This is a genomic window from Kitasatospora sp. NBC_01560 (genome assembly GCF_045208415.1).
In the GTDB taxonomy this organism is placed as follows: Bacteria; Actinomycetota; Actinomycetes; order Streptomycetales; family Streptomycetaceae; genus Kitasatospora.
In genome coordinates this window covers 3,253,823-3,278,648 of record NZ_CP109364.1, presented here as the reverse complement: position 1 = coordinate 3,278,648, position 24,826 = coordinate 3,253,823, and the positions used below count along the sequence as shown (strand labels likewise).

The 24,826-nt window shown below is 72.7% G+C and carries 19 protein-coding genes; 8 read left to right on the top strand and 11 right to left on the bottom strand.

Translation table 11 applies throughout. The features are described from left to right. Positions 1–12: 12 nt before the first annotated feature. A complete protein-coding gene (locus tag OH807_RS14050; RefSeq protein WP_406198286.1) occupies positions 13–999 on the top strand; it encodes a helix-turn-helix transcriptional regulator in 987 nt (328 codons plus the stop codon). Positions 1,000–1,017: 18 nt separating this feature from the next. Here OH807_RS14050 and OH807_RS14045 read toward each other — a convergent pair whose 3' ends face one another. From OH807_RS14045 to OH807_RS14005, 9 genes are all read right to left on the bottom strand, one after another. Continuing rightward, positions 1,018–2,229 carry an alpha/beta hydrolase gene (locus OH807_RS14045; RefSeq protein WP_406198284.1) on the bottom strand — a complete coding sequence of 404 codons (1,212 nt, stop codon included), beginning with the start codon at positions 2,227–2,229 and terminating at the stop codon, positions 1,018–1,020. Between the two features lie 125 nt (positions 2,230–2,354). Further along, positions 2,355–2,753, bottom strand: coding sequence for an MmcQ/YjbR family DNA-binding protein (locus OH807_RS14040; RefSeq protein WP_406198282.1), 399 nt, complete (start codon positions 2,751–2,753; stop codon positions 2,355–2,357). Between the two features lie 89 nt (positions 2,754–2,842). After that, a complete protein-coding gene (locus tag OH807_RS14035) occupies positions 2,843–5,131 on the bottom strand; it encodes a Dyp-type peroxidase (protein WP_406198280.1) in 2,289 nt (762 codons plus the stop codon). 50 nt (positions 5,132–5,181) lie between these two features. Then, a complete protein-coding gene (locus OH807_RS14030; protein WP_406198278.1) occupies positions 5,182–7,083 on the bottom strand; it encodes a galactose oxidase-like domain-containing protein in 1,902 nt (633 codons plus the stop codon). A gap of 279 nt (positions 7,084–7,362) precedes the next feature. Continuing rightward, complete coding sequence (locus OH807_RS14025; protein ID WP_406198276.1) at positions 7,363–8,592, bottom strand: acyltransferase; 1,230 nt, start codon at positions 8,590–8,592, stop codon at positions 7,363–7,365. 107 nt (positions 8,593–8,699) lie between these two features. Further along, on the bottom strand, positions 8,700–9,842 hold the full coding sequence (locus OH807_RS14020; RefSeq protein WP_406198273.1) for an alpha/beta hydrolase: 1,143 nt from the start codon (positions 9,840–9,842) through the stop codon (positions 8,700–8,702). Between the two features lie 220 nt (positions 9,843–10,062). After that, positions 10,063–10,737, bottom strand: a complete 675-nt coding sequence (locus OH807_RS14015) for a response regulator (RefSeq protein WP_406198270.1) — start codon at positions 10,735–10,737, stop codon at positions 10,063–10,065. Next, positions 10,734–12,038: a sensor histidine kinase gene (locus OH807_RS14010; protein ID WP_406198268.1), complete on the bottom strand. Its 1,305-nt coding sequence runs from the start codon at positions 12,036–12,038 to the stop codon at positions 10,734–10,736. Before OH807_RS14010 ends, OH807_RS14015 begins: the two co-directional genes overlap by 4 nt. Positions 12,039–12,217: 179 nt before the next feature. Next, complete coding sequence (locus OH807_RS14005) at positions 12,218–12,916, bottom strand: TetR/AcrR family transcriptional regulator (protein WP_406198265.1); 699 nt, start codon at positions 12,914–12,916, stop codon at positions 12,218–12,220. A gap of 271 nt (positions 12,917–13,187) precedes the next feature. Here OH807_RS14005 and OH807_RS14000 point away from each other — a divergent pair, with 271 nt between their 5' ends. Beyond that, positions 13,188–14,792 (top strand): MFS transporter, encoded by a 1,605-nt coding sequence (locus tag OH807_RS14000; RefSeq protein WP_406198263.1) that lies wholly within the window; start codon positions 13,188–13,190, stop codon positions 14,790–14,792. A gap of 202 nt (positions 14,793–14,994) precedes the next feature. Here OH807_RS14000 and aceE read toward each other — a convergent pair whose 3' ends face one another. Then, complete coding sequence (gene aceE, locus OH807_RS13995; RefSeq protein WP_406198261.1) at positions 14,995–17,745, bottom strand: pyruvate dehydrogenase (acetyl-transferring), homodimeric type; 2,751 nt, start codon at positions 17,743–17,745, stop codon at positions 14,995–14,997. A 516-nt stretch (positions 17,746–18,261) separates the two neighbouring features. Between aceE and OH807_RS13990 the strand changes: the two genes are divergently transcribed. From OH807_RS13990 to OH807_RS13970, 5 genes are all read left to right on the top strand, one after another. After that, entirely contained in the window at positions 18,262–18,696 is a 435-nt protein-coding gene (locus tag OH807_RS13990) for a DUF3052 domain-containing protein (protein ID WP_406198258.1), read from the top strand. A 228-nt stretch (positions 18,697–18,924) separates the two neighbouring features. Beyond that, entirely contained in the window at positions 18,925–19,383 is a 459-nt protein-coding gene (locus OH807_RS13985) for a peroxiredoxin (protein WP_406198256.1), read from the top strand. A gap of 239 nt (positions 19,384–19,622) precedes the next feature. Next, entirely contained in the window at positions 19,623–20,198 is a 576-nt protein-coding gene (locus OH807_RS13980) for a TerD family protein (protein WP_406198254.1), read from the top strand. Positions 20,199–20,586: 388 nt separating this feature from the next. Next, on the top strand, positions 20,587–21,162 hold the full coding sequence (locus OH807_RS13975) for a TerD family protein (protein WP_406198252.1): 576 nt from the start codon (positions 20,587–20,589) through the stop codon (positions 21,160–21,162). A 60-nt stretch (positions 21,163–21,222) separates the two neighbouring features. Beyond that, positions 21,223–22,326 carry a DUF475 domain-containing protein gene (locus OH807_RS13970; RefSeq protein ID WP_406198250.1) on the top strand — a complete coding sequence of 368 codons (1,104 nt, stop codon included), beginning with the start codon at positions 21,223–21,225 and terminating at the stop codon, positions 22,324–22,326. Between the two features lie 87 nt (positions 22,327–22,413). Here OH807_RS13970 and OH807_RS13965 read toward each other — a convergent pair whose 3' ends face one another. After that, positions 22,414–23,613 carry a DUF2637 domain-containing protein gene (locus OH807_RS13965; protein ID WP_406198248.1) on the bottom strand — a complete coding sequence of 400 codons (1,200 nt, stop codon included), beginning with the start codon at positions 23,611–23,613 and terminating at the stop codon, positions 22,414–22,416. Between the two features lie 414 nt (positions 23,614–24,027). On the opposite strand from OH807_RS13965, the gene OH807_RS13960 reads away from it, so the two are divergent. Then, positions 24,028–24,756, top strand: coding sequence for a Tellurium resistance (locus OH807_RS13960; RefSeq protein ID WP_406198246.1), 729 nt, complete (start codon positions 24,028–24,030; stop codon positions 24,754–24,756). The last annotated feature ends 70 nt before the right edge of the window (positions 24,757–24,826 follow it).

Here is a 24,826-nt window from a genome sequence, read left to right as displayed (position 1 = left end):
GATCCTGCCGGGATGAAGGCCGACCGCCTGCTCTCGATACTGCTGCTGCTCCAGACCCGCGGCCGGGTGTCCGCCACCGAACTGGCCGAACGGCTGGAGGTGTCGGTCCGCACCATCTACCGCGACGTGGAGGCGCTGTCGGCGGCCGGCGTCCCGGTCTACACCGAGCGCGGACGGCACGGCGGGATCGCGCTGCTGCCCGGCTACCGCACCGATGTCAGCGGCCTCACCACGGACGAGGCGCGTGCCCTGTTCGTGCTGTCCGCCCAGGGCGCGCACAGCGACCTCGGGCTGGACGGCGCACTCGGCTCGGCGCTGCGCAAGGTGATGGCCGCGCTGCCCGCCCCGCACCGCCCGGCCGCCGAGCGGATCAGCGAGCGCGTCCTGGTCGACCCGGCGCGGTGGCTCCAGCCCGGGGCCCCGCCCGGTCCGGACCTCGGCGAGCTGCAGCACGCCGTCTTCGCCGACCGCCGGCTGCGGCTGCGCTACCGGCACAGCGGTACGCCGGCCCCGGTCGACTACACCGTCGATCCGTACGGCCTGGTCTCCAAGGCCTCGGTCTGGTACCTGGTGGCCGATCTGCACGGCGGGCCACGGCTGTTCCGGGTCGAGCGGGTCCTCGCGGCGGAGACCGCCGAGGAGCCGGTGCGCCGCCGCCCGGGGGTGGGGCTCGGCGAGGTCTGGGCAGGGCTGCGCGAGCAGATCGAGCGGCTGCCGAGGGAGGTGCCGGTGCGGGTCCGGGTGCGGCGCGGGCGGCTGGACATGTTCGTCCGGATCCACGGCGCCCGGCTCACCGCACCGCCGCCGCCCGACTCGGTGGCCGGGGCCGCCGACGAGTGGGTCGAGCTGGCGATGGCCTTCCAGACGCTGCCGTCCGTCCGGGCCCTGCTCTCCTTCGTCGCGGACGCCGAGGTGGTCTCGCCGCCCGCGGCCCGCCGGGAGCTGGCCCGGGCGGCCGCCGAGGCGGTCCGGCTCTACCGGGACCGGCCCGGCGGGTAGCCCGCCGGGCCGGCCGGCTCAGGCCTCGGGGGCGGGGCGGACCACGTCCTGGTAGTGGCCGAGCGAGATGGCCGCGAAGTTGTGCAGGCTGTCGGTGCCGTCGGTGAAGTAGCCATTGTGGCCGGAGGAGCGGGCCGAGGAGATCTGCTCGGCGCCGAAGTCGGCCGAGGTCGGGTCGGCGCCGTGGCCGAGCCCGCCGACCTCCAGGTACGGGACGTTCCCGATCCAGTCGCTGCCGTTGCGGGTGGCCCAGACGTGTACGCCGGTGCCGAGCTCGGCGGTGCTCTGCACACCCATGCCGGGGCTGCCGAACACCATGAGGTCGGTGATCCCGGAGGTGTCGGACGGCGAGGCGGCCGCCCGCGGGATCTCGGGGGCGGCGTTGCCGCAGACCACCGAGCCGTAGGAGTGGCAGAGCAGGGAGGGCGGCGCGTCCGGCCGGGTGGTCTCCTTGAGACCGGCGAGCAGCCGCTCCAGCCGCGGTGCGCCGACGTCGGCGAGCCGGGAGGTGACGGCGTCCGGGCCGAGGCCGGACGGCGTGACGTAGCCGGTCCAGGCGATCACCGCCGTGCGGGTGCCGGGTGACTGCCGGTGCTCCTCGGCGTACAGCGCGCGGGCCATGCCGGCGGGGGAGCGCAGCGGTTCGGCCGTCTGGTCGAAGTGGCCGAGGTCGGCGTCGGATCCGGGGACGAGGACGGCGATCCGGTCGGCGTCGCCGAGGTCGCCCCAGACCTCGGAGACCAGGCCCCGGCCGCGCGGGTCGAAGGCCAGGATCTGGCGTTCGGGGGCCAGCAGGTGGTCGATGTCGTTGGCCCGGGAGACGGCGAGCGCCCGCAGGTCGGAGTCGAGGTCCTGGTCGGCGGCGCGGGCCCGGGAGTGGTCCCGTTCGGCGGTGAGCGCGATCCGGTTGGCGCGGTAGCGCAGCTCGACCGGGGCGCCGTCGAAGTTGCCGACCACCAGCGGGTAGTCCTGGATCAGCCGGTCCAGCTCGGTGGGCGCCAGCGAGGCGAAGAACTCGGCGGCGGCGGCCGGTGCGGTGCTCGCGGGGTCGGGCAGCGAGCGGTCGAAGGAGTGGTCCTGGACCCACGCGCTGCTGCCGGCCGGTGGCGTGGAGATCGCCAGCTGCTCGGTCGAGGCGGCGGCCTGGGCCGCGGCGGCGCCGGCATCGGCGAGCACGGCGCACCCCGCGAAGGCTCCGATCAGTACACGCTTCCACCGCCGACGGCGCATCGCGTCAACTCCCTAGGGGCCCGTGACCGTTCCACGGGCGGGGCCCGGAGGGTGGTACGCCTGCCAGCTTCGACTGCCAACTTCTGTGCGCAAGCCTAGGGTGCCCGGAGGAACACCGGGCCGCCTCAAACTGTGGGATGGATCACATGAACCGGGAGTGTCCGGTCGGCGTCCCGCGCCACCCCGGGAGTGTCGTCGAACTCCCGGACCAGCCGCTTGGGCGCGGCGCGCCGCCAGGCCTCGGTGAGCAGGCCGCTGAGCTCCTCCGGTTCCACCAGGTCGAGCCGGACGCCGATCCAGCCGTGCCGGCCGACGTACTTGGGACAGGAGAAGACCTCGGGGTCGGCCGCGATCAGCTCGGTCTGGTCCTCCCGGGAGGCCTTGAGGCTGACGGTCGTGCCGTCGGGGGAGCCCATGGCGAAGATCTTCGTCCGGACCCGCAGGGTCTCGATCTCCCAGGTGGGCTGCTGCTCGGCCTCGGGCAGGGCGAGCGCCATCGCCCGGAACTCGTCGAACGTCACCATGGCCGCAGCGTAGGCCACCGGGGCGGCGGCGCGCGCCCGCCCCCGGTGCGTGGCGCGGACCGGGGGCGGGGCGGGGCGGTTGCCGGGGGTCAGGACAGCGAGGTCCAGGCGCTGCAGGCGCGGTCGCCGGTGACCAGGCGGTCCGGGTGGCCGCTGCCGTCGGAGACCGAGATCCGGCGGTAGTTCTCGCCGTGGAACACCCAGTACTCGCTCTTGCCGCCGACCCGCTGCTGGTCGGGCACCGGCAGGAAGCAGCCGACCGCGGCGATCCCGTTCAGCGAGCCCCACTGGGAGAGTTCGCGGTCGCTGCGCTCGCAGACGTCGGTGTGCGCGGCGCCGTCGGCCACCGAGACGAGCCGGTACCGCTGGCGGCCGCCGGTGGTGTGGAACACCCAGTACCAGCTCTTGCCGCCGACCCGCTGCTGGTCGGGCACCGGCAGGAAGCAGTCCACCCGGTCGACCCCGCCGAGTGAGCCCCAGGCGGTGAGGTCGCGGTCCGGGCGTTCCAGGGCGCCGGTGTGGGTGCTGCCGCAGGTGACCGAGACGGCGCGGTACTGCTGGCGGCCGCCGGTGGTGTGGAACACCCAGTACCAGCTCTTGCCGGCCGGGTTCCGGAGGTCCGGCATCGGCAGCACGCAGTCGATCCGGCCGATGCCCCGGAGGCAGTCCTGGCTGCTCAGCAGGCCGTCGGCCTCGACCGTGCGGTCGGTGTGGGCCGGGCCGTCGGCCACCGCGATCTTCCGGTAGCGGTCGCCGTGGCAGGCCCAGAACTGGCTCTGCCCGCTCTTGCGCCACTGGTCCGGTACGGCCACGAACTCGTCGGCCGGGTAGGCCCGGCCCGGCTTCGGGGTGCTCCCGCCGCCCTGCCGGCTCTGCGCCTGCCCGGTGAGCCGCCCGTCGGCGAGCGCCTTCAGGGTGCTGACGGACGGTGCGAACGCGTACACCGAGCCCTGGGTCTGGACGAACTGCTGGAAGCTCAGCGGGGTGTGCCGGACGGCGCCGTCCGGGCCGCGGCTCTCGAAGTCGACGTCGTCGGCCTCCTGGATCACCGGGTCCTTGCCGGGCTGCGGGTTGCGCCCGGGCGGGAAGTCCGGCTGGTCGATCCAGTCGGCCTGGATGAACTCGAACTGCCGGGCGATGTCGGCCTGGTAGCAGACGAAGAGCAGGCCGCGCGGGTCGTCCGGCCCGCCGGGGCCCTCGGCGGCGGGGTCGAACGGGTGGCCGTAGGGGGCGCCGCGCCGCATGATCCGCCGGCCGTCCAGGTCCTTGGCGTCGAGCGGGGGCCGACCGGGGTCGGGGGCCTGCAGGCCGGCGCGCGGACTGGTCTTGCGCAGGTGCGAGAAGAGCGGGGTGACCAGGCCCTCCAGGTCGTCCCGGTAGTCGAAGTCGTTGTCCGACGAGGCCTTCGGGTCGTTCGGGACGTCCCGGTCCTGGTGCTTGCAGACCGGCGCGCCGGAGCGCCAGCGGCCGACCAGCCGGGCGGCCAGCCATTCGGCGGTGGCGGTGTCCGGGACGGCCTTGGCCTGCTTGAGCTCCTTGAGCTTGACCGAGACCTGCGACCACCAGCCGGGGACGTCCTGGGCGAGCCGGCGGACCACCTGGAAGGAGCCGTTGCGCGCCCACGCGGGGAAGTCGGTGAAGCTGCCGGGGGCGGGCTCCTCGCCGACCACGAACTCGCCGGCCGGGACGATCCGGGTGCCCGGGTGGCCCTCGACCTGCTCCTGGTCGGCCGGGTCCGGCCGGTCGAAGAAGCGGATGCCGGGCTCGCTGATGCCGTCCTTGAAGCCGAAGTGCTCCTTGCCCCGGCGGCTGCCGAGCAGGGTCTTCGCGTTCTGCTGGAAGATGATCAGGATGGTGGCCTCGGCGGCCGCCTCGCGCTGGGCGGTGACGGCGGCCGCGAGGTCCTGCTCGGTGTCCGAGGCGATCGTCAGCACCGCGTGCACGGGCTGGGTCCGGCCGTTCCCGAAGAGCCAGTTCTCCGGCGAGTTGTCGCCGGTGTCGCCGAGCGCGCCGGCCCGCTTGGCCGAGCCCTCCTTGAAGGCCTCCAGGCCGCTGCCGGGCGGCGGGGCCTGCTCGAACGGGTCGGTGGCGGAGAGCACGCGCAGGCCCTCGTAGGTGAGGCTGACGCCCAGCCAGGTGGCCCTGAGCGAGCTGGGGTCGTCGCCGCCCGAGGTCCGCCGGGCCCGGCTGAACGCCTCGTTGAAGTCGGCGACCTGGCGGGTGGTGGCGATCTGCGGGGCCAGTACGCGCAGCCAGTCGCGGGCCCGGGCCGCGTCCTCGAACTTCAGGAACAGCAGCGTGACGTTGTCCTTCTTGAAGCCGGCGACGATGTCGCCCTGGATCTCATCGCTCTCGCGCAGTCTCAGATCCGTTGCCATGGGGTGGTTGTCCTCCGTCGGGTGGGTGGATGGGTGGGGCGGGGGCGGCATCAGGCCGTCGGGCCGAGCTGCACCCACTGGGCGACGGAGGGCACGCCCTGGTCGTTGAGCAGGAAGAGCATGTACCAGCCGGGGGGCGCCGCCTTGGCGTCCGGCGGCGCCTGGAACTCCAGCCGGTTGCCGGCTCGGCTGCTGAGCCGCAGCTCGACGTGGCGCTGGCTGGTGTTGACGGAGTGCGTCGCGGTGGTCGGCGAGAGCAGGACGGCCTTGGCGGCGCGCTCCGGGGTCGTGGTGGTGACCAGGAACTTCTTGTCGTAGCCGATCGGTGTGGTCGGGGCCCGGTCGAGCGAGGGCCGGTTGCCCTGGTGCAGGTAGGCCGGTTCGAAGATCTCGATGGTGCCGTTCATGTCGTCCTTGATGTCCGGGTCGTTGGCGAGCTGCTGGAGCTCGTCGCCGGTCACCATGACGCGCCCGTCGGGCAGGACCACGGCGTTGGAGTGGTAGCCGCGCGGCAGCCGCTGGACGGGGCCGAGCCGCCAGTTGCCCTGCGCGTCGCGCAGCTCGGTCTGCCGGTACTTGAGGTCGGCGTTGGGGTTGTAGGGCCCGTTCCCGTAGTCGCGGATGTCGTACGCGCCGTTGACGGTCATCAGCGTGCCGTTGGGCAGCAGCAGGGTGTCGTCCTGGGTGCGGCCGAACGCGCGGGACTTCTCCGCCGTCCAGGTGCCGTTGGAGAACCGCAGCGTGCTCGGGTTGTCGCGGTCGCCGCCGAGGATCAGCGCGGAGTCCGGGCCGTTGGGGCCGCCGGGCAGGGGGATCGCCGAGCCGTAGTTGCGCTTCTTGCCGTCCGGGCGGGCCTGGAGGTCGCTGCGGGTCTCGTTGACCGGGTCGAAGGACCACTGCTCGTCGGGGTGGCGGCCGAAGCCGTAGATGTTGCCGTCGCGCAGCGAGAACAGGTGCGGGTAGTCCAGGCTGAACGGCGCGTCGGCCCGGAAGCGGTCGACCGGGGTGTTCTTCGGGGTCTCGGTCTTCAGGTGCGGCACCGGGTAGCCCTTGGCGGGGAAGCGCTCCACCACCGGGGTCGGGGTGCCCCAGCCCAGTTCGGACTGGCCGGACATGATGAGCTGCCGGCCGTCGGCGCCGGTCACCACGGACGGGTACCAGCGGCCGACGGACATGTCGGGGTTGCGGGTCCAGGTCTCCGTCCACGGGTCGAAGACCAGCGAGAGCTTGGCGCCGGTGCCGCCGTTGCCGCCGAGGTTGCCGCCGAACACGCCGAGCATGCCGTTGGGCAGGAAGGAGTGGCCGGCGCAGAAGAACGGCGCCGGGCGGGGCTCGTTCAGGCCGTCCGGCATGTCGACCACCGGCGGGGTGACCTTCTTGAAGGCGTCCGCCCCGGTGCCCCTGGCCGGATCCCAGAGGAAGGCGCGGCCGGCGTTCTCCTTGCCGGTGGTCTGGGTCGGGGCGGGCTCCTTCTCCGGGTTGGTCTCGATCCGCTCGAACGAGAACAGCAGCACCTTGCCGGTCGGCAGCATGGCGATGTGCGCGGCGAACTCGGGGGAGGGGAAGTACTCCTTGAACGCGCCGAAGACGGTCGGGTCGAAGGCGGCGTTGATGCCGGTCTGGGAGTCCGTCAGGGCCTTGAGCCGGTTGGTCCGGGTGGTCTGCGGGTAGTCGCCGATGCCGCGGACGGCCGCGCGGGCCCGGGCGTGCTCCTCCGCGTGCTCCGGGCCGAGCGCCGCGACCTCGTCGTCCCGCAGCTCGGCGAGGACCCGGGGCGAGGTGATGTGCGGGGCGGTGCCGGCGGGTTCGTCGGCACCGTGGGCCCGGACCAGGGCGCCGGCCGGGGCGGCGCCGGCCAGGGCGGTGCCGGCGGCGAGTGCGCAGACCACGGCGGTGGCGGACAGCCGGCGGGCCCGGGACGGGCGCTGCGGCCGCGGCGGGGACAGGGACATGGGACTCCTCGCAAGGGGGGACGTCGGGAGGGTCGGGGGAGGGGCCGGCGGGTGCGGGCGTCCGGGCCGTGGGAGGGGCCGGGCGGAGCAGTCGTCGCCGACGGTCACAGGAGATCACGGCGCGTGGTGGTTCGCATGCGGACTCCCGTGCTTCGACGGGCGCGTGTCGCCGAACGGACGGGGCGTGCGCCCGAACGGCTCACGCCCCGTCAGTCCCTCGATCTCCCGCGCCGGTTCCCCCGGCCTGCTCCCGGCGGTACCCGGCCGGAGCCCGCCGGCTCAGACCACGCCCAGTGCGTACGCGGCGAAGAGCGCCGCCGCGGCGCCGGCCACCGCCTTCCAGGTCCGCGAGAACACCGTCCACGGGCCGTCGAAGCGGCGGGTGAACAGGCCGATCAGGGCCAGCACCGCGCCGAACAGCGGGAGCAGCGCCAGCCGGGCCGCCACCCAGCCGAGCGAGTCCGGGGCGCCGGTCAGCCCGGGCACCGTGCCGAGGGCCGCCGCCCCGGGCACCGCGACGGCGAGCATCGCGCTCTGGTGCCAGCAGAAGATCGTCATCGCCGAGAGGTTGACCACCGCCACCGGCAGCCAGAGCAGCGGACGGCGCTCCAGCAGCCGGCCCAGCCGCTCGCGCAGCAGTACCGCGGCGCCGCACTGCACTGCCGCCAGGGCCAGGACCAGCAGGGACGGCGGGTGCGAGTTGGTCCGCCCGGCGCCCGGCACGCCGACCATGCTGGCCGGGTAGTGGAAGACCAGCAGCAGGACGGCGAACAGCGCGCCGCCGCCGAGCAGCAGCAGCCGGGCGGCCGGCCGGCCCAGCTGCCCCCGGGCCCAGAGCACGCCCAGCTGGTAGGCGAACAGCCAGCCCGGCAGGATGTTCAGCAGCCCGATCCAGGAGGGCACGGCGTCCGCCCACGGGCCGTACCGCAGCAGGTCGACGGCGGCGACCGCGGCGACCAGGACGCCGGCCGACCAGCCGCGCAGCCGGCGGGCGGCGGTGACGCAGAGCGGGGTGAGCGCGGTCAGCCCGAGGTGGACCGCGATGTACCAGAGCGGCTGCACCACCAGCACCGAACCGGTCCGCACGGTGTCGCCCGGCACGCCGAGCCGTTGCAGCAGCGGGATCAGCACGGCCCAGACGGCGGCCACCCCGAGGACGGGGCGCAGCAGCCGGACGGCCCGGCCGCGCAGCCAGGCGGCGTGGCCGACCCCGCGGGCCCGGGCCCGCTCCAGCGAGTGGACGGCGGAGTGGCCGCCGACCAGGAAGAAGACGCCGAGCATCTGCAGCACCCAGCTGACCGGGGCGAAGAAGCCGAGCGAGGTGAGCGGGCTGGCGTTGTGCAGGGCGCCGTCGGGGGAGCGGGTGAGGCCGCCGAGCATCCAGTGCCCGACCGGGACGGCGAGCAGGGCGAGGGCGCGCAGGCCGTCCAGGGCGCGGTCGCGGCCTTCGGGGGTGCGGGCGTCGATCCGGGCGGCGGTGCGGCGCAGGGCGGTGAGCGGACGGGGCACGGCGTTTGCTCCCTCGGTCGGGCCGGGTGGGCGTGGGTGCGGACGGTTCTGACGTGGTCGGGCGTGGTCGGGCGCTGCCGGGCGCGGCCGGACCGGCCGCGTGTGCCTCAGTGGCCGAGGGCGACCGCGGCGAAGGCGGCCAGCGAGGCGGTGCCGGGGGCGAAGTAGCCGGTGTGGCCGTGGGATCCGGTGGCGGGCAGCAGGCGGGCGCCGAAGCCGGGGCCGGTCGGATCGGCGCCGTGGCCGAGGCCCAGGACGGAGACGTTGGGCACGTTGCCGATCCAGTCGGAGCCGTTGCGTTCGGTGGCCCAGAGCGGTACCGCGGGGTCGAGGCCGGCCGCGGAGCCGACGCCCATCCCGGGGGAGCCGAGCACCACCACGCCGGAGGCCTGCCGCGGCCCCGGCCGGGCCAGCCCGCAGACCACCGAGCCGTAGCTGTGGCAGAACACCGTGGCGGGCGCCTCCGGAGCGGTGCTGACGGCGAGTCCGTCGAGCAGCCGGCCCAGCCGCTGCGCCCCGGCGCGGGCGAGCGTCTCGGTGGCGGCGTCCGGGCCGAGCCCGACCGGGGTCGTGTAGCCGGCCCAGGCGATCACCGCGGTCTGCCGGCCGGTGGCCCCGTACAGTTCGCGGGCCATCCCGGCCGGGGTGCCGTACGGGTCGGTGGGCCGGTCGAAGCTGTCCAGGTCGATGTCGGAGCCGGGGACGACGACGGCCGTCCGGCGGGCGGCGGCGAGGTCGCCGTACACCTCGGCGACCTGGCCGCGGCCGCGCGGGTCGAAGGCGAGGATCTGCCGGCCGCCGTCGAGCAGGGTGCGGTAGCGCTCGGCGCGGTCGCGGGCGTCGGCCCGGTCCTGCGGGGTGGCCGCCGGGTCGGCGGCCGTGGCCAGCCGGCGGTCGCGCTCCTCGGCGAGGGCCAGCGCGTTGGCCCGGTACCGGAGCGCGACGGGGGCGCCGTCCAGGTTGCCGACCACCAGCGGGTGACGGACGGCCAGGGCGTCCTGCGCGGCCGGCGGCAGCCGGGCGAAGAGTGCGGCGACCTCGGCGGCGGAGGCGGTGCCCGGATCGGGCAGCCGGAGGCCGAGGGCGGTGTCCGCGACCCAGGCCGCACTGCCGGGCGGCGGGCCGGTGACGGCCTGCTGGGCGCCGGCGGCCCAGCCGCCCGCGCCCAGGACGGTGGCCAGGGCGACCGCGGCGGCGGCGACGGCCCGCCGGATCCGCCGGGGCCTGTGGTGGGTACGGGGCTGCCGCATGTCCGTGCTCTCCCTTGTCCGTTCGTTGCCGACGGAGAGGAAGGTAGGAGGACGGCGGCCCCGCGGGCGTCACACCGCGGGGCCAACTGCCGGGTGCTACCCGGGTATCACGGACGACCCGGCACCGGACGACCCGACACCGGACGGCGCGTCATCGGGTGGTGCGTCACCGATCGGGGGTCACTGATCGGGTCACCGATCGGGACTCACCGGCCGGGCGTCACTGGCCGGGCGTCACCAGGCCCGACTCGTAGGCGAGGACGACGGCCTGGGCCCGGTCGCGCAGGCCGAGCTTGCCGAGGATGCGGCCGATGTGCGTCTTCACGGTCTGCTCGGCGAGGACCAGCCCGGCGGCGATCTCCTGGTTGGAGAGGCCGCGGGCGATCAGCTCCAGCACCTCCGTCTCCCGGGGGGTCAGACCGTTCAGCCGCAGCTTCGGGTCCCGGCGCGGGGCGGGCCTGGTCCGGGCGAAGTCCTCGATCAGCCGGCGCGTCACCGACGGGGCGAGCAGCGCCTCGCCGGCCGCGACCACCCGGACGGCGGCGATCAGGTCGGCCGGGGGCGCGTCCTTCAGCAGGAAGCCGCCGGCCCCGGCCCGCAGCGCCTCGTACACGTAGTCGTCCACGTCGAAGGTGGTCAGCATCAGCACCTTCGGCCGGTGGGCGCCGGGGACGGCCGGGTCGAGCAGCCGGCGGGTCGCCTCCAGGCCGTCCATGACGGGCATCCGGACGTCCATCAGGACCACGTCCGGGTGGGTGCGTCCGCTGACCTCCAGGGCCTGCGCGCCGTCCGGGGCGTCGCCCACCACGTCGATGTCGCTCTGGGCGTTCAGCAGGGCGGCGAAGCCCGCCCGAACCATCGCCTGGTCGTCGGCAATGATCACGCGGATGGTCATGCTGGTGTCTCCCCCGGGGTGTCGAACGGCAGAACGGCGGCCACCTTGAAGCCGCCGTCCGGCAGCGGGCCGGTGTCCAGCCTGCCATCCAGCAGCCGGACCCGTTCGCGCATCCCGACCAGCCCGTGGCCGGTGCCCTCGGCCGAGGCCTCCAGCGACTCGGCGCGGGCGGGCGGGGCGCCGTTCACCACGGTGACCAGCAGGCGCCGGTCGTCGACCGCCAGCGAGACCCAGGCCTGCGCGCCGGGCGCGTGCCGCACGACGTTGGCCAGCGCCTCCTGGACGATCCGGTAGACGGAGAGGTCGACGGCCGGGGGCAGGGTGCCGGCCAGCTCCGGCGGAGCGGCCAGCTCGGCCGGCACCCCGGCCCGGCCGACCGTCTCGACCAGCTGCGCCAGTTGCCCGACGCCGGGCTGCGGCGCCGTCTCGGCGCCGGACTCCTCGCTGCGCAGCACGCCCAGCAGCCGCCGCATCTCGGCCAGCGACTCGCGCGCGGTGCCGGCGACGGCGGTGAACTCCTCGACGGCCGCGGTCGGGAGGCCGGGGATCCGGTAGGGGGCGCTGGCCGCCTGCACGGCGATCACCGACATGTGGTGGGCGACCACGTCGTGCAGCTCGCGGGCGATCCGGGCACGCTCCTCCAGCAGCGTGCGCCGCTCGCGCTCGGCCTCGCTGATGTGCTCCTGCTCGGCGAGCAGCCGCTGTGCCTCGGCCCGCTCGCGCAGGGCCCCGCCGAGCACCAGGACGGCGCCGGTCAGGGCCAGCGCCAGCACGCTGTTGTCGCCGCCGGAGCGGCCGAGCCCGACCACCGACAGGGCGAGACTGACGGCCCCGGTGACCAGCCAGACCAGGACGAGGACGCGCCGCGGCTCGCGGAGTGCGAGCAGCAGCATCAGGAACAGGTAGCCGACCAGGCCGGTGGCCGGCCAGGGCACGCTCGCCGAGCCGCTGCCGAAGGCCAGCACCAGGACGGAGGAGGCCAGGTCGGCGCCGGCGATCATCCACCAGGCGGGCAGCGGGCGGGTGACCGCGAGCAGCAGCGGCACCGTCTGCGCCACGGCCAGGGCGGCGGCGAGCCCCCCGCTCAGCCCGTAGTCGTGGGCGAGGACGTTGATCGCGCTGGGCAGCAGCGAGCAGACCGCGGCGAGCACGAGCAGGTGGGGCAGGGCGCGTACCCAGCGGTGCGGGGAGTGGGCCAGCGGCGGGGCGTGGTCGGTGGACGGGTGGGCGAGCGGGGCGAGCAGGGCGAGTGCGGCGGTCGCGGTGCCGCCCCCGGCCGGCCCGGCGGGCGGCTTGATCATCCGGTCAGCCTAGGGCGCCCGGGAGCCGCGGTCATCGGACCGGGGACCGGGATCCGGTGTAGCACTCCGGTACGACCTCGCGGCGGTCGGTGGTGCGGCGAGGCGGTGTGGCCGGCGGTGCGGCGCGGGGGCGGTCGGCGGTGCCGCCCGGGGCGGTCGGTGGTGCGGCGCGGGGCCGGTCACTGCCGCCAGTCGCTCGCCAGTGCGGGTCCGAGCTGGTCGAAGTGACGCTCGATCAGCTCGATCATCCCGTCCGGGCCGCCCTGCTCCTGGTCGTCCGTCCAGGACAGGTGGGCGGCGCGCAGCACGCTGCCGAAGACGGCGGCGATCACCCGGGGGCGCAGGTCCCGCGCCGGGTCCAGGCCCTCCCGGGCCGCGATCAGCTGGGCCACCACGCGCTCCTGCTCGGTGACCCGGCGCAGGTGGGCGGCGAGCAGGGTGGGGTTCTCCTCGATCATCTGGAGCAGCTCCAGCGCGCTGGTGACCGAGCCGGCGCCGGTGCGGAGCGGGGAGCCGAGGTCGCGCCAGGACTCCACGATCGCCGCGCGCAGCGCCTGCAGCGGGTTCTCGCCGGCGGGGCGCCCGCGCAGCCGGGCGATGAAGTAGTCCTCCGCCTCGGCGAGCACCGCGAGCGCGACCTCGTCCTTGTTGGCGAAGTAGCGGAAGAAGGTGCGCTGGGAGACGTCGACGGCGGCGGCGATCTCGTCCACGGTCGTCCGGGCGAATCCCTGGCCGAGGAACAGCCGGTGGGCGGCCTCGATCAGGGCGTCCCGGGTCTGCTGCTTCTTGCGCTCGCGCAGGCCGGGGCCGGCGGCCTGGCTGCCCTGGCCGGCGCCGTCGGCGGGTGCGGTGGCGGCGAGCAGGGGCTGAGCGGCCATGGCGGGGCCTTCCGGGCAGGGCGTGGACATGGGGCGTGGACGTGGGGCGTCGATCGGTGCGGTGCGCGGGTGCGGTGCGCTGGTGCGGGGCTGATCACAACTCTAGCGCTCTGACATATGTCAGTTCAGGCCATAAGGCAGTGTTTGCCGAATGACAGTCGCTGACATAATCTGCCGACGTGGCGCCCGCCGGGCCGGGTAACTCGTGGGGACGGGTGGGCCGGGGCGCCACGCCCATGCCTGTTCGCCGCCATGCCCCGGAGGGCCCCAGATGAGCCAGTCCGTCGTCAAGAGCGCCGAGGCGGACCTTCCGCCGCAGCGCAGGACCGCGTCGGGGGGCGGCCTCCAGGGGCACCCCTGGCTGACCCTGCTGACCGTCGCGGTCGGCGTGATGATGGTCGCCCTGGACGGCACGATCGTCGCGATCGCCAACCCGGTCATCCAGGCCGACCTCAAGGCCGCGCCGTCCGAGATCCAGTGGGTGACCAGCGGCTACCTGCTCGCCCTCGCGGTCTTCCTGATCACCGCCGGCAAGATCGGCGACCGGTTCGGCCACAAGAACACCTTCCTGGTCGGCGCGGTCGGCTTCGCCGCCACCTCGGCGGCCATCGGCTTCGCCGGGAACATCCAGACGGTGATCGCCTTCCGCGTCCTCCAGGGCCTGTTCGGCGCGCTGCTCCAGCCGGCCGCACTCGGCCTGCTGCGCGGGGCCTTCCCGGCCGAGAAGCTCAACATGGCGATCGGCATCTGGGGCGGCGTGATCGGCGCCTCCACCGCGGCCGGCCCGATCGTCGGCGGCCTGCTCGTCGAGCACGTCAACTGGGAGTCGGTCTTCTTCATCAACATCCCGGTCGGCCTGATCGCACTCGGCCTGGGCCTGTGGATCCTCAAGGACGTGCGCGCCGAGAAGGCCGCCAAGTCCTTCGACGTCCCCGGCATCGTGCTGCTCTCGGTGGCGATGTTCGCGCTGGTCTTCGGCATCATCAAGGCCCCCGAGTGGGGCTGGGGCGATCCCGCCACGCTGCTCTGCCTGATCGGCGCGGTCGTGCTGATGACGGCCTTCGCGTTCTGGCAGCGGGTGGCCCGCGAGCCGCTCGTCCCGCTCAGCCTGTTCCGCTCGCTGCCGCTGTCGGCCGGCACCCTGCTGATGGTGCTGATGGCCTTCTCGTTCTTCGGCGCGATCTTCTTCGTGACCTTCTACCTGCAGAACGTGCACGGCATGACGCCGGTCGAGGCGGGCGTCCACCTGCTGCCGATGACCGGCATGATGATCGTCGGCTCGCCGATCGCCGGCATCGCGATCGGCAAGCTCGGCCCGCGGATCCCGATCGTCACCGGCATGGTGATCACCACCGTCGCGATGTTCGGCATGTCCACCCTGGACGCCGGCTCCGGCAACGGCGCGATGGCGCTCTGGTTCATCCTGATGGGCCTGGGCATCAGCCCGGTCATGGTCGGCGCCACCGAGGTGATCGTCGGCAACGCCCCGCTGGAGCTCTCCGGCGTGGCCGGCGGCGTGCAGCAGGCCGCGATGCAGGTCGGCGGCAGCCTCGGCACCGCGGTGCTGGGCGCGCTGATGGCGGCCAAGGTCACCGACGTGCTGCCGGGCAACTGGGCGAAGGCCGGCCTCCCGCCGGTCGAGGGCGCCGAGGCGGCGGGCCTGAACCAGGCCGCGCAGCTCGGCATCGCCCCGCCCGCCCCGGCCGGCACCCCGCAGCAGGCGGTCGACGCGATGGCCGGCGCCGTCCACGACTCCTTCGTCAGCGGCATGTCGCTCGCCTTCGCGGTCGCCGCCGTGGTCGCCTTCGGGGCCGCGCTCCTCGGGCTGCTCACCCGCCGCGGTGCCACCGACGCCGGGCCGGCCGTGCACATCTGACACCGGCCCCGACGGCGGCCCCGGACTCGGCGGAGTCCGGGGCCGTCGGCGTTCCGCGCGCAGGCCGCGGGCCGGTACCGCCCGCCCGGCGGCCGCGGCGAGCGCGGCGGGCACCGGGGGTGGACGCCGTAAGGGCCGGACCCCCGGGAGGGAGTCCGGCCCTTACGGCACCAAGGAGCACTCAGCGGTGCTCAGGGTGTGCTCAGGCGTCGCCGCCGGCGGCACCCGGGTCGGCTGCCGCGACGTCCAGCAGCTGGTAGCGGTCGATCGCGTCCTTCAGCGCGCTGCGGTCGATCTTGCCCTGCTTGGCGAGCTCGGTGAGCACGCCCAGCACGACCGACTGCGCGTCGATGTGGAAGAAGCGACGGGCCGCGCCACGGGTGTCGGCGAAGCCGAAGCCGTCCGCACCCAGCGACTGGTACTGGCCCGGCACCCAGCGCGAGATCTGGTCCGGCACCGCGCGCATCCAGTCGGACACGGCGACGAACGGGCCCTCGGCGCCCTGGAGCTTCTGCGTCACGTACGGGACGCGCTGCTGCTCCTCGGGGTGCAGCAGGTTGAACTCCTCGGCCTCCACCGCGTCGCGGCGCAGCTCGTTCCAGGAGGTCGCGGACCAGACGTCGGCCTTGACGTTCCACTCCGCGGCGAGGATGCGCTGGGCTTCCAGGGCCCACGGCACGGCCACGCCGGAGGCGAGGATCTGGGCCGGGATCTGGCCGGCGGTGCCGGGCGCGTACCGGTGCAGACCCTTGAGGATGCCCTCGACGTCGACGTTCTCCGGCTCGGCCGGCATCTTGATCGGCTCGTTGTAGACGGTCATGTAGTAGAAGACGTCCTCGCCGTGCGGGAACTCCGCCGACGAGCCGTACATCCGCCGCAGGCCGTCCTGGACGATGTGCGCGATCTCGAAGCCGTACGCGGGGTCGTACGCGACGACGCCCGGGTTGGTCGAGGCCAGCAGGTGCGAGTGGCCGTCGGCGTGCTGCAGGCCCTCACCGGTCAGCGTGGTCCGGCCGGCGGTGGCGCCGATCACGAAGCCGCGGGCCAGCTGGTCGGCCATCTGCCAGAACTGGTCACCGGTGCGCTGGAACCCGAACATCGAGTAGAAGACGTAGACCGGGATCAGCGGCTCGCCGTGGGTCGCGTAGGACGACCCGGCGGCGATCAGCGAGGCGGTGCAGCCCGCCTCGGAGATGCCGTCGTGCAGCATCTGGCCGGTCGGGGACTCCTTGTACGCCAGCAGCAGCTCGCGGTCGACCGACTCGTAGGTCTGGCCGAGCGGGTTGTAGATCTTCGCCGACGGGAAGAGCGAGTCCATGCCGAAGGTGCGGTACTCGTCGGGCGCGATCGGCACGAAGCGGTTGCCGATGCCCTTGTCCCGCATGAGGTCCTTGAGCACCCGGACGAACGCCATGGTGGTGGCGATGGTCTGGTTGCCGGAGCCCTTCTTGACCGCCTTGTAGGCGTCGTCGCCCGGGAGCTCCAGCTGCCGCGGCCGCACCTTGCGGGTCGGTACGTAGCCGCCCAGCTCCTGGCGGCGGTCGTGCATGTACTGGATCTCCTCCGAGTCACGGCCCGGGTGGTAGTAGGGCGGGTAGCCCTCCTCCAGCTGCTTGTCCGTGATCGGGATGTGCAGGCGGTCGCGGAAGCGCTTCAGGTCCTCGACCGTCAGCTTCTTCATCTGGTGCGTCGCGTTGCGGCCCTCGAAGTTGGGGCCGAGCGTCCAGCCCTTGACCGTCTGGGCGAGGATGACCGTCGGCTGGCCCTTGTGCTCGCGGGCCGCCTTGAAGGCCGCGTAGACCTTGGCGTGGTCGTGGCCGCCGCGACCCAGGTGCTGGATCTGCTGGTCGGTCATGCTCTCGACCATCTTGCGCAGCCGCAGGTCGCCGCCGAAGAAGTTCTCGCGGATGTACGCGCCGGTCTCGGTGGCGTAGGTCTGGAACTGGCCGTCGACCGTGGTGTTCAGCTTGTTCACCAGGACGCCGTCGCGGTCCTGCGCGAGCAGCGGGTCCCAGCTGCGGTCCCAGACCAGCTTGATCACGTTCCAGCCGGCGCCGCGGAACTGCGACTCCAGCTCCTGGATGATCTTGCCGTTGCCGCGGACCGGGCCGTCGAGGCGCTGCAGGTTGCAGTTGACCACGAAGGTCAGGTTGTCCAGGCCCTCGCGCGAGGCGAGCGACAGCTGGCCGAGCGACTCGGGCTCGTCCATCTCGCCGTCGCCGAGGAAGGCGTAGACGTGCGAGGCGGAGGTGTCCTTGATGCCGCGGTGCTCCAGGTAGCGGTTCATCCGGGCCTGGTAGATCGCGCCGAGCGGGCCGAGGCCCATCGAGACGGTCGGGAACTCCCAGAAGTCCGGCATGAGCCGCGGGTGCGGGTAGCTGGAGAGGCCGTACGGGGCCTTCGACTTCTCCTGGCGGAAGGCGTCGAGCTGCTGCTCGGTCAGCCGGTCCAGGAGGAACGCGCGGGCGTAGATGCCGGGGGAGGCGTGACCCTGGAAGAAGATCTGGTCGCCGGACTCGCCGTCGGCGTCCTTGCCCCGGAAGAAGTAGTTGAAGCCGACGTCGTAGAGCGACGCGGAGGAGGCGAAGGTGGCGATGTGGCCACCCACCCCGATGCCAGGACGCTGGGCGCGCGAAACCATGACGGCCGCGTTCCAGCGAGTGGCGTTGAGGACCTTGCGCTCGATCTCCTCGTTGCCGGGGAAGAAGGGCTCGTCCTTGGTGGCGATGGTGTTGACGTAGTCCGTGCTGCGCATCTCGGGCACGGCGACACGCTTCTCGCGGGCGCGCTCGATCAGGCGGAGCATCAGGTAGCGGGCGCGCTCGCGCCCCCGCTCGTCGATGGCCGCGTCAAGCGACTCCAGCCATTCCGCGGTCTCCTCGGGATCGAAGTCCGGGACCTGACTCGGAAGGCCGCCAATGATGATCGGGTTGCGATCGGATCCGGAAGCCACGCTGTTCCTTCACTGTCGGTCGAAACTGAGGTGTGTCGCGCCGCCTCCATCGTGCTACCGCGCTCGGAGATCCGTCATCTCTACCGATCGGTAACCGTTCCGCCTGGTGGGCGGGACGGTCTGGCGGCGAGCGGATCAGGCGCTGTTGCCTGCACCGCGCACCGCCGGGTGTTACGAAAAGAGGTGGTCCGACCTGGTTGCCCGACCGTCCGATGGCGGGCGGTCGGGGTGAGGGCCAACAGGAGACTCTACGCCCGCACACGCGTGGACCCGAATGCCGTTCGCATCTCGGGCACGCGTACGGCCTGTGGGCCGGGACCACCCGAAGCATCCTTGTCCTACGCAGAGAAGGGCAAATCGGTGTGATTCGCGACACGTCGACCGGCGTGTTCCCGTGCGACACGTCAACCTTTGGAGGGGATCGGGGGTCGGGTACTTGCGCGAACCGCCGCGCCCGTGTGGACTACGGCCACAGCCTCGGCATGGACGCCGGGCCGAATACTGGAGGTTATTCCCGTGAGCGCGACCGCGGACCCCGCGGACAAGTCCAACCCGGCCCACCGTCTCGGTTTCGAGAAGGACCAGATCATCCAGGAGCTGGGGTACGACGAAGACAGTGACCAGGAACTCCGCGAGGGCATCGAGGAGATCACCGGGACGGATCTCGTCGACGAGGACTACGACGACGTCGCCGACGCCGTCCTGCTGTGGCACCGCGACGACGACGGGGATCTCACCGACTCCCTCGTCGACGCCCTGGAATACCTGGCGGAGGGCGGCCTGATCTGGCTCCTGACGCCCAAGACCGGCCGTGGCGGTCACATCGAGGCCTCCGACATCGCCGATGCGGCGCGGACGGCGGGCCTCTCGCAGACCAGCTCGATCGCGGTCGCCAAGGACTGGGCCGCCACCCGCCTGGCCACCAAGGCCGCCAAGGGCGGCAAGCGCTGAGCACTCGGTGACGGCACCGGCCGGGCCCCGCTGGAGGAAGCTCCAGCGGGGCCCGGCCGTTTCGCGCGGCCGGCTGGAGACGCTGCCGGGAGCGGCGTTCGCCCAGGGCGAAAGTGGTCGCCCGGAGCCGGGTGGCCTCACCCGTCCGGCCGAATCGGGGCAAACGAATGCGAGGATGGCGCTCGCCGCGCCCGCCGCGCGGTCCCGTCGCGTCAGAAAGGTCCCACCATGGCCATCGAGATCGGCACCGAGGCTCCGGACTTCGAGCTGAAGAACCAGCACGGCGAGCTGGTCAAGCTCTCCGACTTCCGGGGCGAGAAGAACGTCGTCGTGGTCTTCTACCCGTTCTCCTTCACCGGCGTCTGCACCGGCGAGGTCTGCGCGATCCAGAAGGAGCTGCCGCGGCTCCAGAACGACGACGTGCAGGTGCTCGGCGTCTCGAACGACTCGCCCTTCACCCAGCGCGTCTTCGCCGACCAGGAGGGCCTGGACTTCCCGCTGCTCTCCGACTTCTGGCCGCACGGCGAGGTCTCCCGCGCCTACGGCGTCTTCGACGAGGAGAAGGGCTGCGCCGTGCGCGGCACCTTCGTGATCGACAAGGCCGGCGTGGTCCGCTGGAGCGTCGTCAACGGCCTGCCGGACGCCCGTGACGAGCAGGAGTACCTGAAGGTCCTCGGCTCGCTCTGAGCCGCCTCCGAGCCGCCTCCGGGGCCTCTTCCCGGCCTTCTCCGGACCGGCTCCGGGCCCCGCGGGCCCGGCTCGGCCAAGAATCGAACAGCCACACCGGGCCCGTTCCCTGCCCAGGACGGGAACCCGGCACTACGATCGGTCCGTTGGCTGGTCAGAGGCCCGGGGGCAACCGCCACCGACGCCTCGGACCGCACCACGGGGGCACCAGCGAGTGCCTCCCGATTCTTGGAGGACAAGTGGGTGTCAGCCTGAGCAAGGGCGGCAATGTCTCGCTCACCAAGGAGGCCCCCGGCCTGACCGCCGTGGTCGTCGGCCTTGGCTGGGACGTCCGCACCACCACCGGCACGGACTTCGACCTGGACGCCAGCGCCCTGCTCTGCAACGACCAGGGCAAGGTCGGCGCGGACGGCAACTTCGTCTTCTTCAACAACCTGACCAGCCCCGACGGCTCGGTCGAGCACACCGGCGACAACCTCACCGGTGAGGGCGAGGGCGACGACGAGCAGATCAAGGTCAACCTGGCCGGCGTCCCGGCGGACGTTTCCAAGATCGTCTTTCCGGTGTCGATCTACGACGCCGAGAACCGGACCCAGAACTTCGGCCAGGTCCGCAACGCGTTCATCCGCGTGGTGAACCAGGCCGACAACAAGGAGCTGGCCCGGTACGACCTCTCCGAGGACGCCTCGACCGAGACCGCGATGGTCTTCGGCGAGCTGTACCGCAACGGTGCCGAGTGGAAGTTCCGCGCCATCGGCCAGGGCTACGCCTCCGGCCTGCGCGGCATCGCCCAGGACTTCGGCGTCAACGTCTGAGTCGGGTAACGGGCCCGACGGGCACGCGTCCCGACGGGCGCGCGTCCCGGCAGGTCCGGGAGCACCACCACCGGCCGGGGCGGCCGCGGGCGCGATGCGCCGGCGGCCGCCCCGGCTTCGTGCTGCCCGGCTTCGTGGCCCGGCCGGGGTGGTGGTCCGGCAGGTCGGCGGTCCGGTGGCGATCCGCCGTCGGGCGGGGGCCGTTCGGGTTCGTCCTGTTCCGGCGCCGCGGTGTCGCGGTGCCGGGGTGCCGCCCCGGCTTCGCGTTGACCCACCGCACTGGAAGGATAGGAGTTCAGGAAGTTCAGCCGGCCGGACGAGGCCGGACGGGGCCGCGGGGGAATACACCTGAGATGCGCCCCGGGAGGCAAAGGGAGGAAGGACAGCCATGAGTGTCACGCTCGCCAAGGGTGGAAACGTCTCGCTCACCAAGGCCGCGCCGAATCTGACGCAGGTGCAGATCGGCCTGGGCTGGGACGCCCGCTCGACCACCGGCGCGCCGTTCGACCTCGACGCGAGCGCGCTGCTCTGCTCGGGCGGACGGGTGCTCGGCGACGAGTACTTCGTCTTCTACAACAACCTCAAGAGCCCCGAGGGCTCGGTCGAGCACCAGGGCGACAACCTCACCGGTGACGGCGAGGGTGACGACGAGGTCGTGCTGGTCAACCTGGACCTCGTCCCGCCGCAGGTCGACAAGGTGGCCTTCCCGGTGTCGATCTACGACGCCGAGTCCCGCCTGCAGAACTTCGGCCAGGTGCGCAACGCCTACATCCGGGTGGTCAACTCCCTGGACGGGCAGGAGATCGCGCGTTACGACCTCACCGAGGACGCGTCCAGCGAGACCGCGATGATCTTCGGCGAGCTGTACCGCTACGCGGGGGAGTGGAAGTTCCGTGCGGTGGGCCAGGGTTACGCCTCGGGCCTGCGCGGTATTGCCCTCGATTTCGGCGTAAACGTACAGTAAAGGCGCAAAACTCGCATGCTACGTGTGCGACGCCATGAACTCGAAAGGTAACCAAGTCCCGTGTTCCTCCGCACATTCGGCTGGTCATTCGCGATCACCGTCATCGGGCTGATCGCAGCCGGCCTGCTCTGGGGAGCCGAGGGATTCGGCATTGTGCTGATCCTCTCCATCCTGGAGATCTCCCTGTCGTTCGACAACGCGGTGGTCAACGCCACGGTGTTGAAGCGGATGAACCCGTACTGGCAGAAGATCTTCCTCACCGTCGGCGTGCTGATCGCCGTCTTCGGCATGCGGCTGATCTTCCCGCTGCTGGTGGTCGGCCTCACCGCGCACCTCAGCCCGTCAACCGTCATCGACCTGGCGCTGCACTCGGACAAGACCTACGAGGGCCAGACGTACGCCCAGTACCTGGAGGCCGCCAACCCGGCCATCGCGGCGTTCGGCGGCATCTTCCTGCTGATGATCTTCCTCGACTTCATCTTCGAGGAGAAGGACTACAACTGGCTGGCCTGGATCGAGCGTCCGCTGGAGAAGGTCGGCAAGCTGGAGGCCTTCTCCTCGGTCGTCGCGCTGGTCACGCTGCTGCTCGCGTCCAACTTCTTCGCCGGTGACCACGCCGAGACGGTGCTGCTCGCCGGTGTGCTCGGCCTCGTCACCTACCTCACCGTCAACGGCCTCTCCTCGGTGTTCGAGGCCGGGCTGGAGGAAGAGGCGGAGAAGGAGGAGGAGGCCGAGAAGTCCGGCAAGTCCATCGTCCAGGTGGGCGGCAAGGCCGCGTTCTTCCTCTTCATGTACCTGGAGGTCCTGGACGCCTCGTTCTCCTTCGACGGCGTCGTCGGCGCGTTCGCCATCTCCAGTGACATCTTCCAGATCACCCTGGGCCTCGGTATCGGCGCGATGTACATCCGCTCGCTGACCGTCTTCCTGGTCCGCAAGGGCACCCTGGACGACTACGTCTACCTGGAGCACGGCGCGCACTACGCGATCGGCGCGCTCTCGGTGATCCTGCTGGTCGGCATCGAGTACCACATCCCGGAGATCGTCACCGGCCTGATCGGTGTCGCCTTCATCGGTCTCGCGCTGGGCTCGTCGGTCCTGCGCAACCGGCGGGAGGCCACCGGCGGCGGGGACGGCGAACGGGAACTGGTGAGCACCGAGAAGTAGCGGAGCTCCGCGCAGCGTCCAACGACGAAACGGCCGTCCCCCCGAGCGGGGGACGGCCGTTTCGTCGTTCCGGCGGTGCGGCGGTGGCTAGCCGAGCTGCTGCTCGATGGCGCGCAGCTTGCGCTCCAGCGAGTCCAGCTTGGGCATCGACAGGGTGTCGTCGTCGGCCGTCAGGTCGATGGTCGAACTGCGGTACGAGGAGGACGCCGAGGACGAGGACGAGGACGACGACGCCGACGAGGAGTACGACGTCGAGGAGCTGCTGCGGTACGGCGACTCGTCGGTGGAGCCGAAGGAGGAGTAGCCGGACGAGGCGGAGCCGACGGCGGCCCGCGGGCGGCGGCCGGCCTCCAGGGCGCTCATCGGCGAGGACTCCGGCGTGCTGGACGTGCTGGGGGAGGCGGTGTCGGCTCCCGCGGCTAGGGCAGGCTCCGTAGCGCTCTGGCCGTCTCCGGCAGCGGTGAGGGCGGGCACCTGGCGGCCACCACGGGCCCGGGAGAGCATGCCGCCCTGGCGGGAGATGGCCTTGAGCTCGGCGCGCTCGCGGCGGTCGGCCGTCCGGGCGCGCAGCTTGGCGTCCATCTTCGACTGGCGCTCCTCGCGCACCTCCTCGACGGCCTCGTCCAGGCTGCGGACGTTCTCCAGCAGCATCAGCGACCAGGCGGCGTAGGTCTCGCGGGGGGCGCGCAGCCAGCGCACGATGCGGATCTGCGGGAGCGGGCGCGGCACGAGGCCCTGCTCGCGCAGCGCGGCCTTGCGGGTCTGCTTCAGCGCCCGGTCGAAGAGGATCGCCGCCGAGATCGACATGCCGGAGAAGAACTGCGGCGCACCGTCGTGCGACACGCCGCGCGGGGCGTGCACCCAGTTGAACCAGGCCGAGGCGATCGCGAAGACCCAGACCAGCAGGCGCGAGCCGAGCGCCGCGTCACCGTGGCTGGCCTCGCGCACGGCGAGCACCGAGCAGAACATCGCCGCGCCGTCCAGGCCGAACGGGACGAGGTACTCCCAGCCGTTGGACAGGCCCAGGTTCTCCTTGCCGAAGCCCACCAGGCCGTGGAACGACAGCGCGGCCGCGACGCCGGCGCAGCAGAACAGCAGGACGTAGGAGGAGATCCCGTAGATCATCTCCTTGCGCCGGCGGCGCTCCTCGCTGCGCTCCCAGGAGTCGCCCGACTCCTCGGTCTTGCCGTTGTTCTTCAAGCGCAGCGTCGCCACCAGGATGGCGGTGAACAGCAGGGCTGCGCCGCCGATGACGGTCCAGACCAGCTGTATGGAGGTCAGGTTCATTGCGGGTCGGGCCTCGGGTTTCCGCAGGGGACAGGTCACAGTGCGACACAGGCGGTCAGGTTCCGTCCCCGGGACCGGGCCTGACGGTGCGTCTTTGCTGTCGGCGCGCCCGGGCCGCACCCGGGCGGGGGCGGACGGGACACCTGTGCGGCTAGACGATATCGCGTCCGAAGGGGCGGCATGTTACGGGAGGTGAGCTTCGCCCTGCCAATCGACCCGCCGGTGCCGCTCGGCGGGTCGGCGGGCCGGTGTCCGGATCGCGCCGTGGGCCGGTGGTGCGCGGCGGTGTCCGGGGTATGGGGCTGGGTAGGGACTCCGCCGGGTGGGAGTTCGGCTACCCGGCGGGCGGATTGATGCCCGATCATGGAGCGGCGGACCGTCGGAGCGACCGGCGGTGCCTGGGGGAGGACTGGAATGGCCTCGATTTGGGAGTACCTGCGCGGCGAGCGGAACACGCTCGACCCGGGCGGCCAGCAGAAGGTCACGCTCACCAAGTCGACCCCGCAGCACGCGATCACCGGGGCCGCGGCCACCACCGGCTACCTCTACGTCAACCTGCACTGGACGACGCGGATAAACGCTCCGCGCGCCTCCGGCCGGGACTCGCTCCGGCGCTGGTTCAGCCCGCGCATCCTCAGCCCGATGGAACCCGACGCGCAGCAGGGCGCGCAGGTCAACGTCGACCTCGACCTGGCCTGCATGTACGAGCTCTCCGACGGCAGCCGGGGCGTGGTCCAGCCGCTCGGCGGCTACTTCGGCGACCTCCGGAGCGCGCCCTACGTCAAGCTCAGCGGGGACGACCAGTACGGGGCGCCGTCCGGCGAGACGATGTACGTGAACCTGGAGAAGAAGGACCAGTTCAAGCGGCTGCTCATCTTCGTCTACATCTACGACGGCACACCCGCGTTCGAACAGGCCAACGCGGTGGTGACGATCGTGCCGCAGACCGGTCCGCGGATCGAGATCAAGCTGGAGGAGCGGGCGGCGGCGGCGCGCTCCTGCGCGGTGGTGCTGATCGAGAACAGCGGGGACAACACGCTGACCGTCCGCCGCGAGGTGCGGTACGTCAACGGGTTCCAGGCGGACATCGACCGGCTGTACGGCTTCGGGATGCAGTGGCAGCGCGGGTACAAGGAGGCGTGAGGGCCGCCGCCCGGGACCGCCTCGGTGCGTGCGGGTGCGGTTTCGGGTGCGGGTGCCCGCCCGGGCCGCG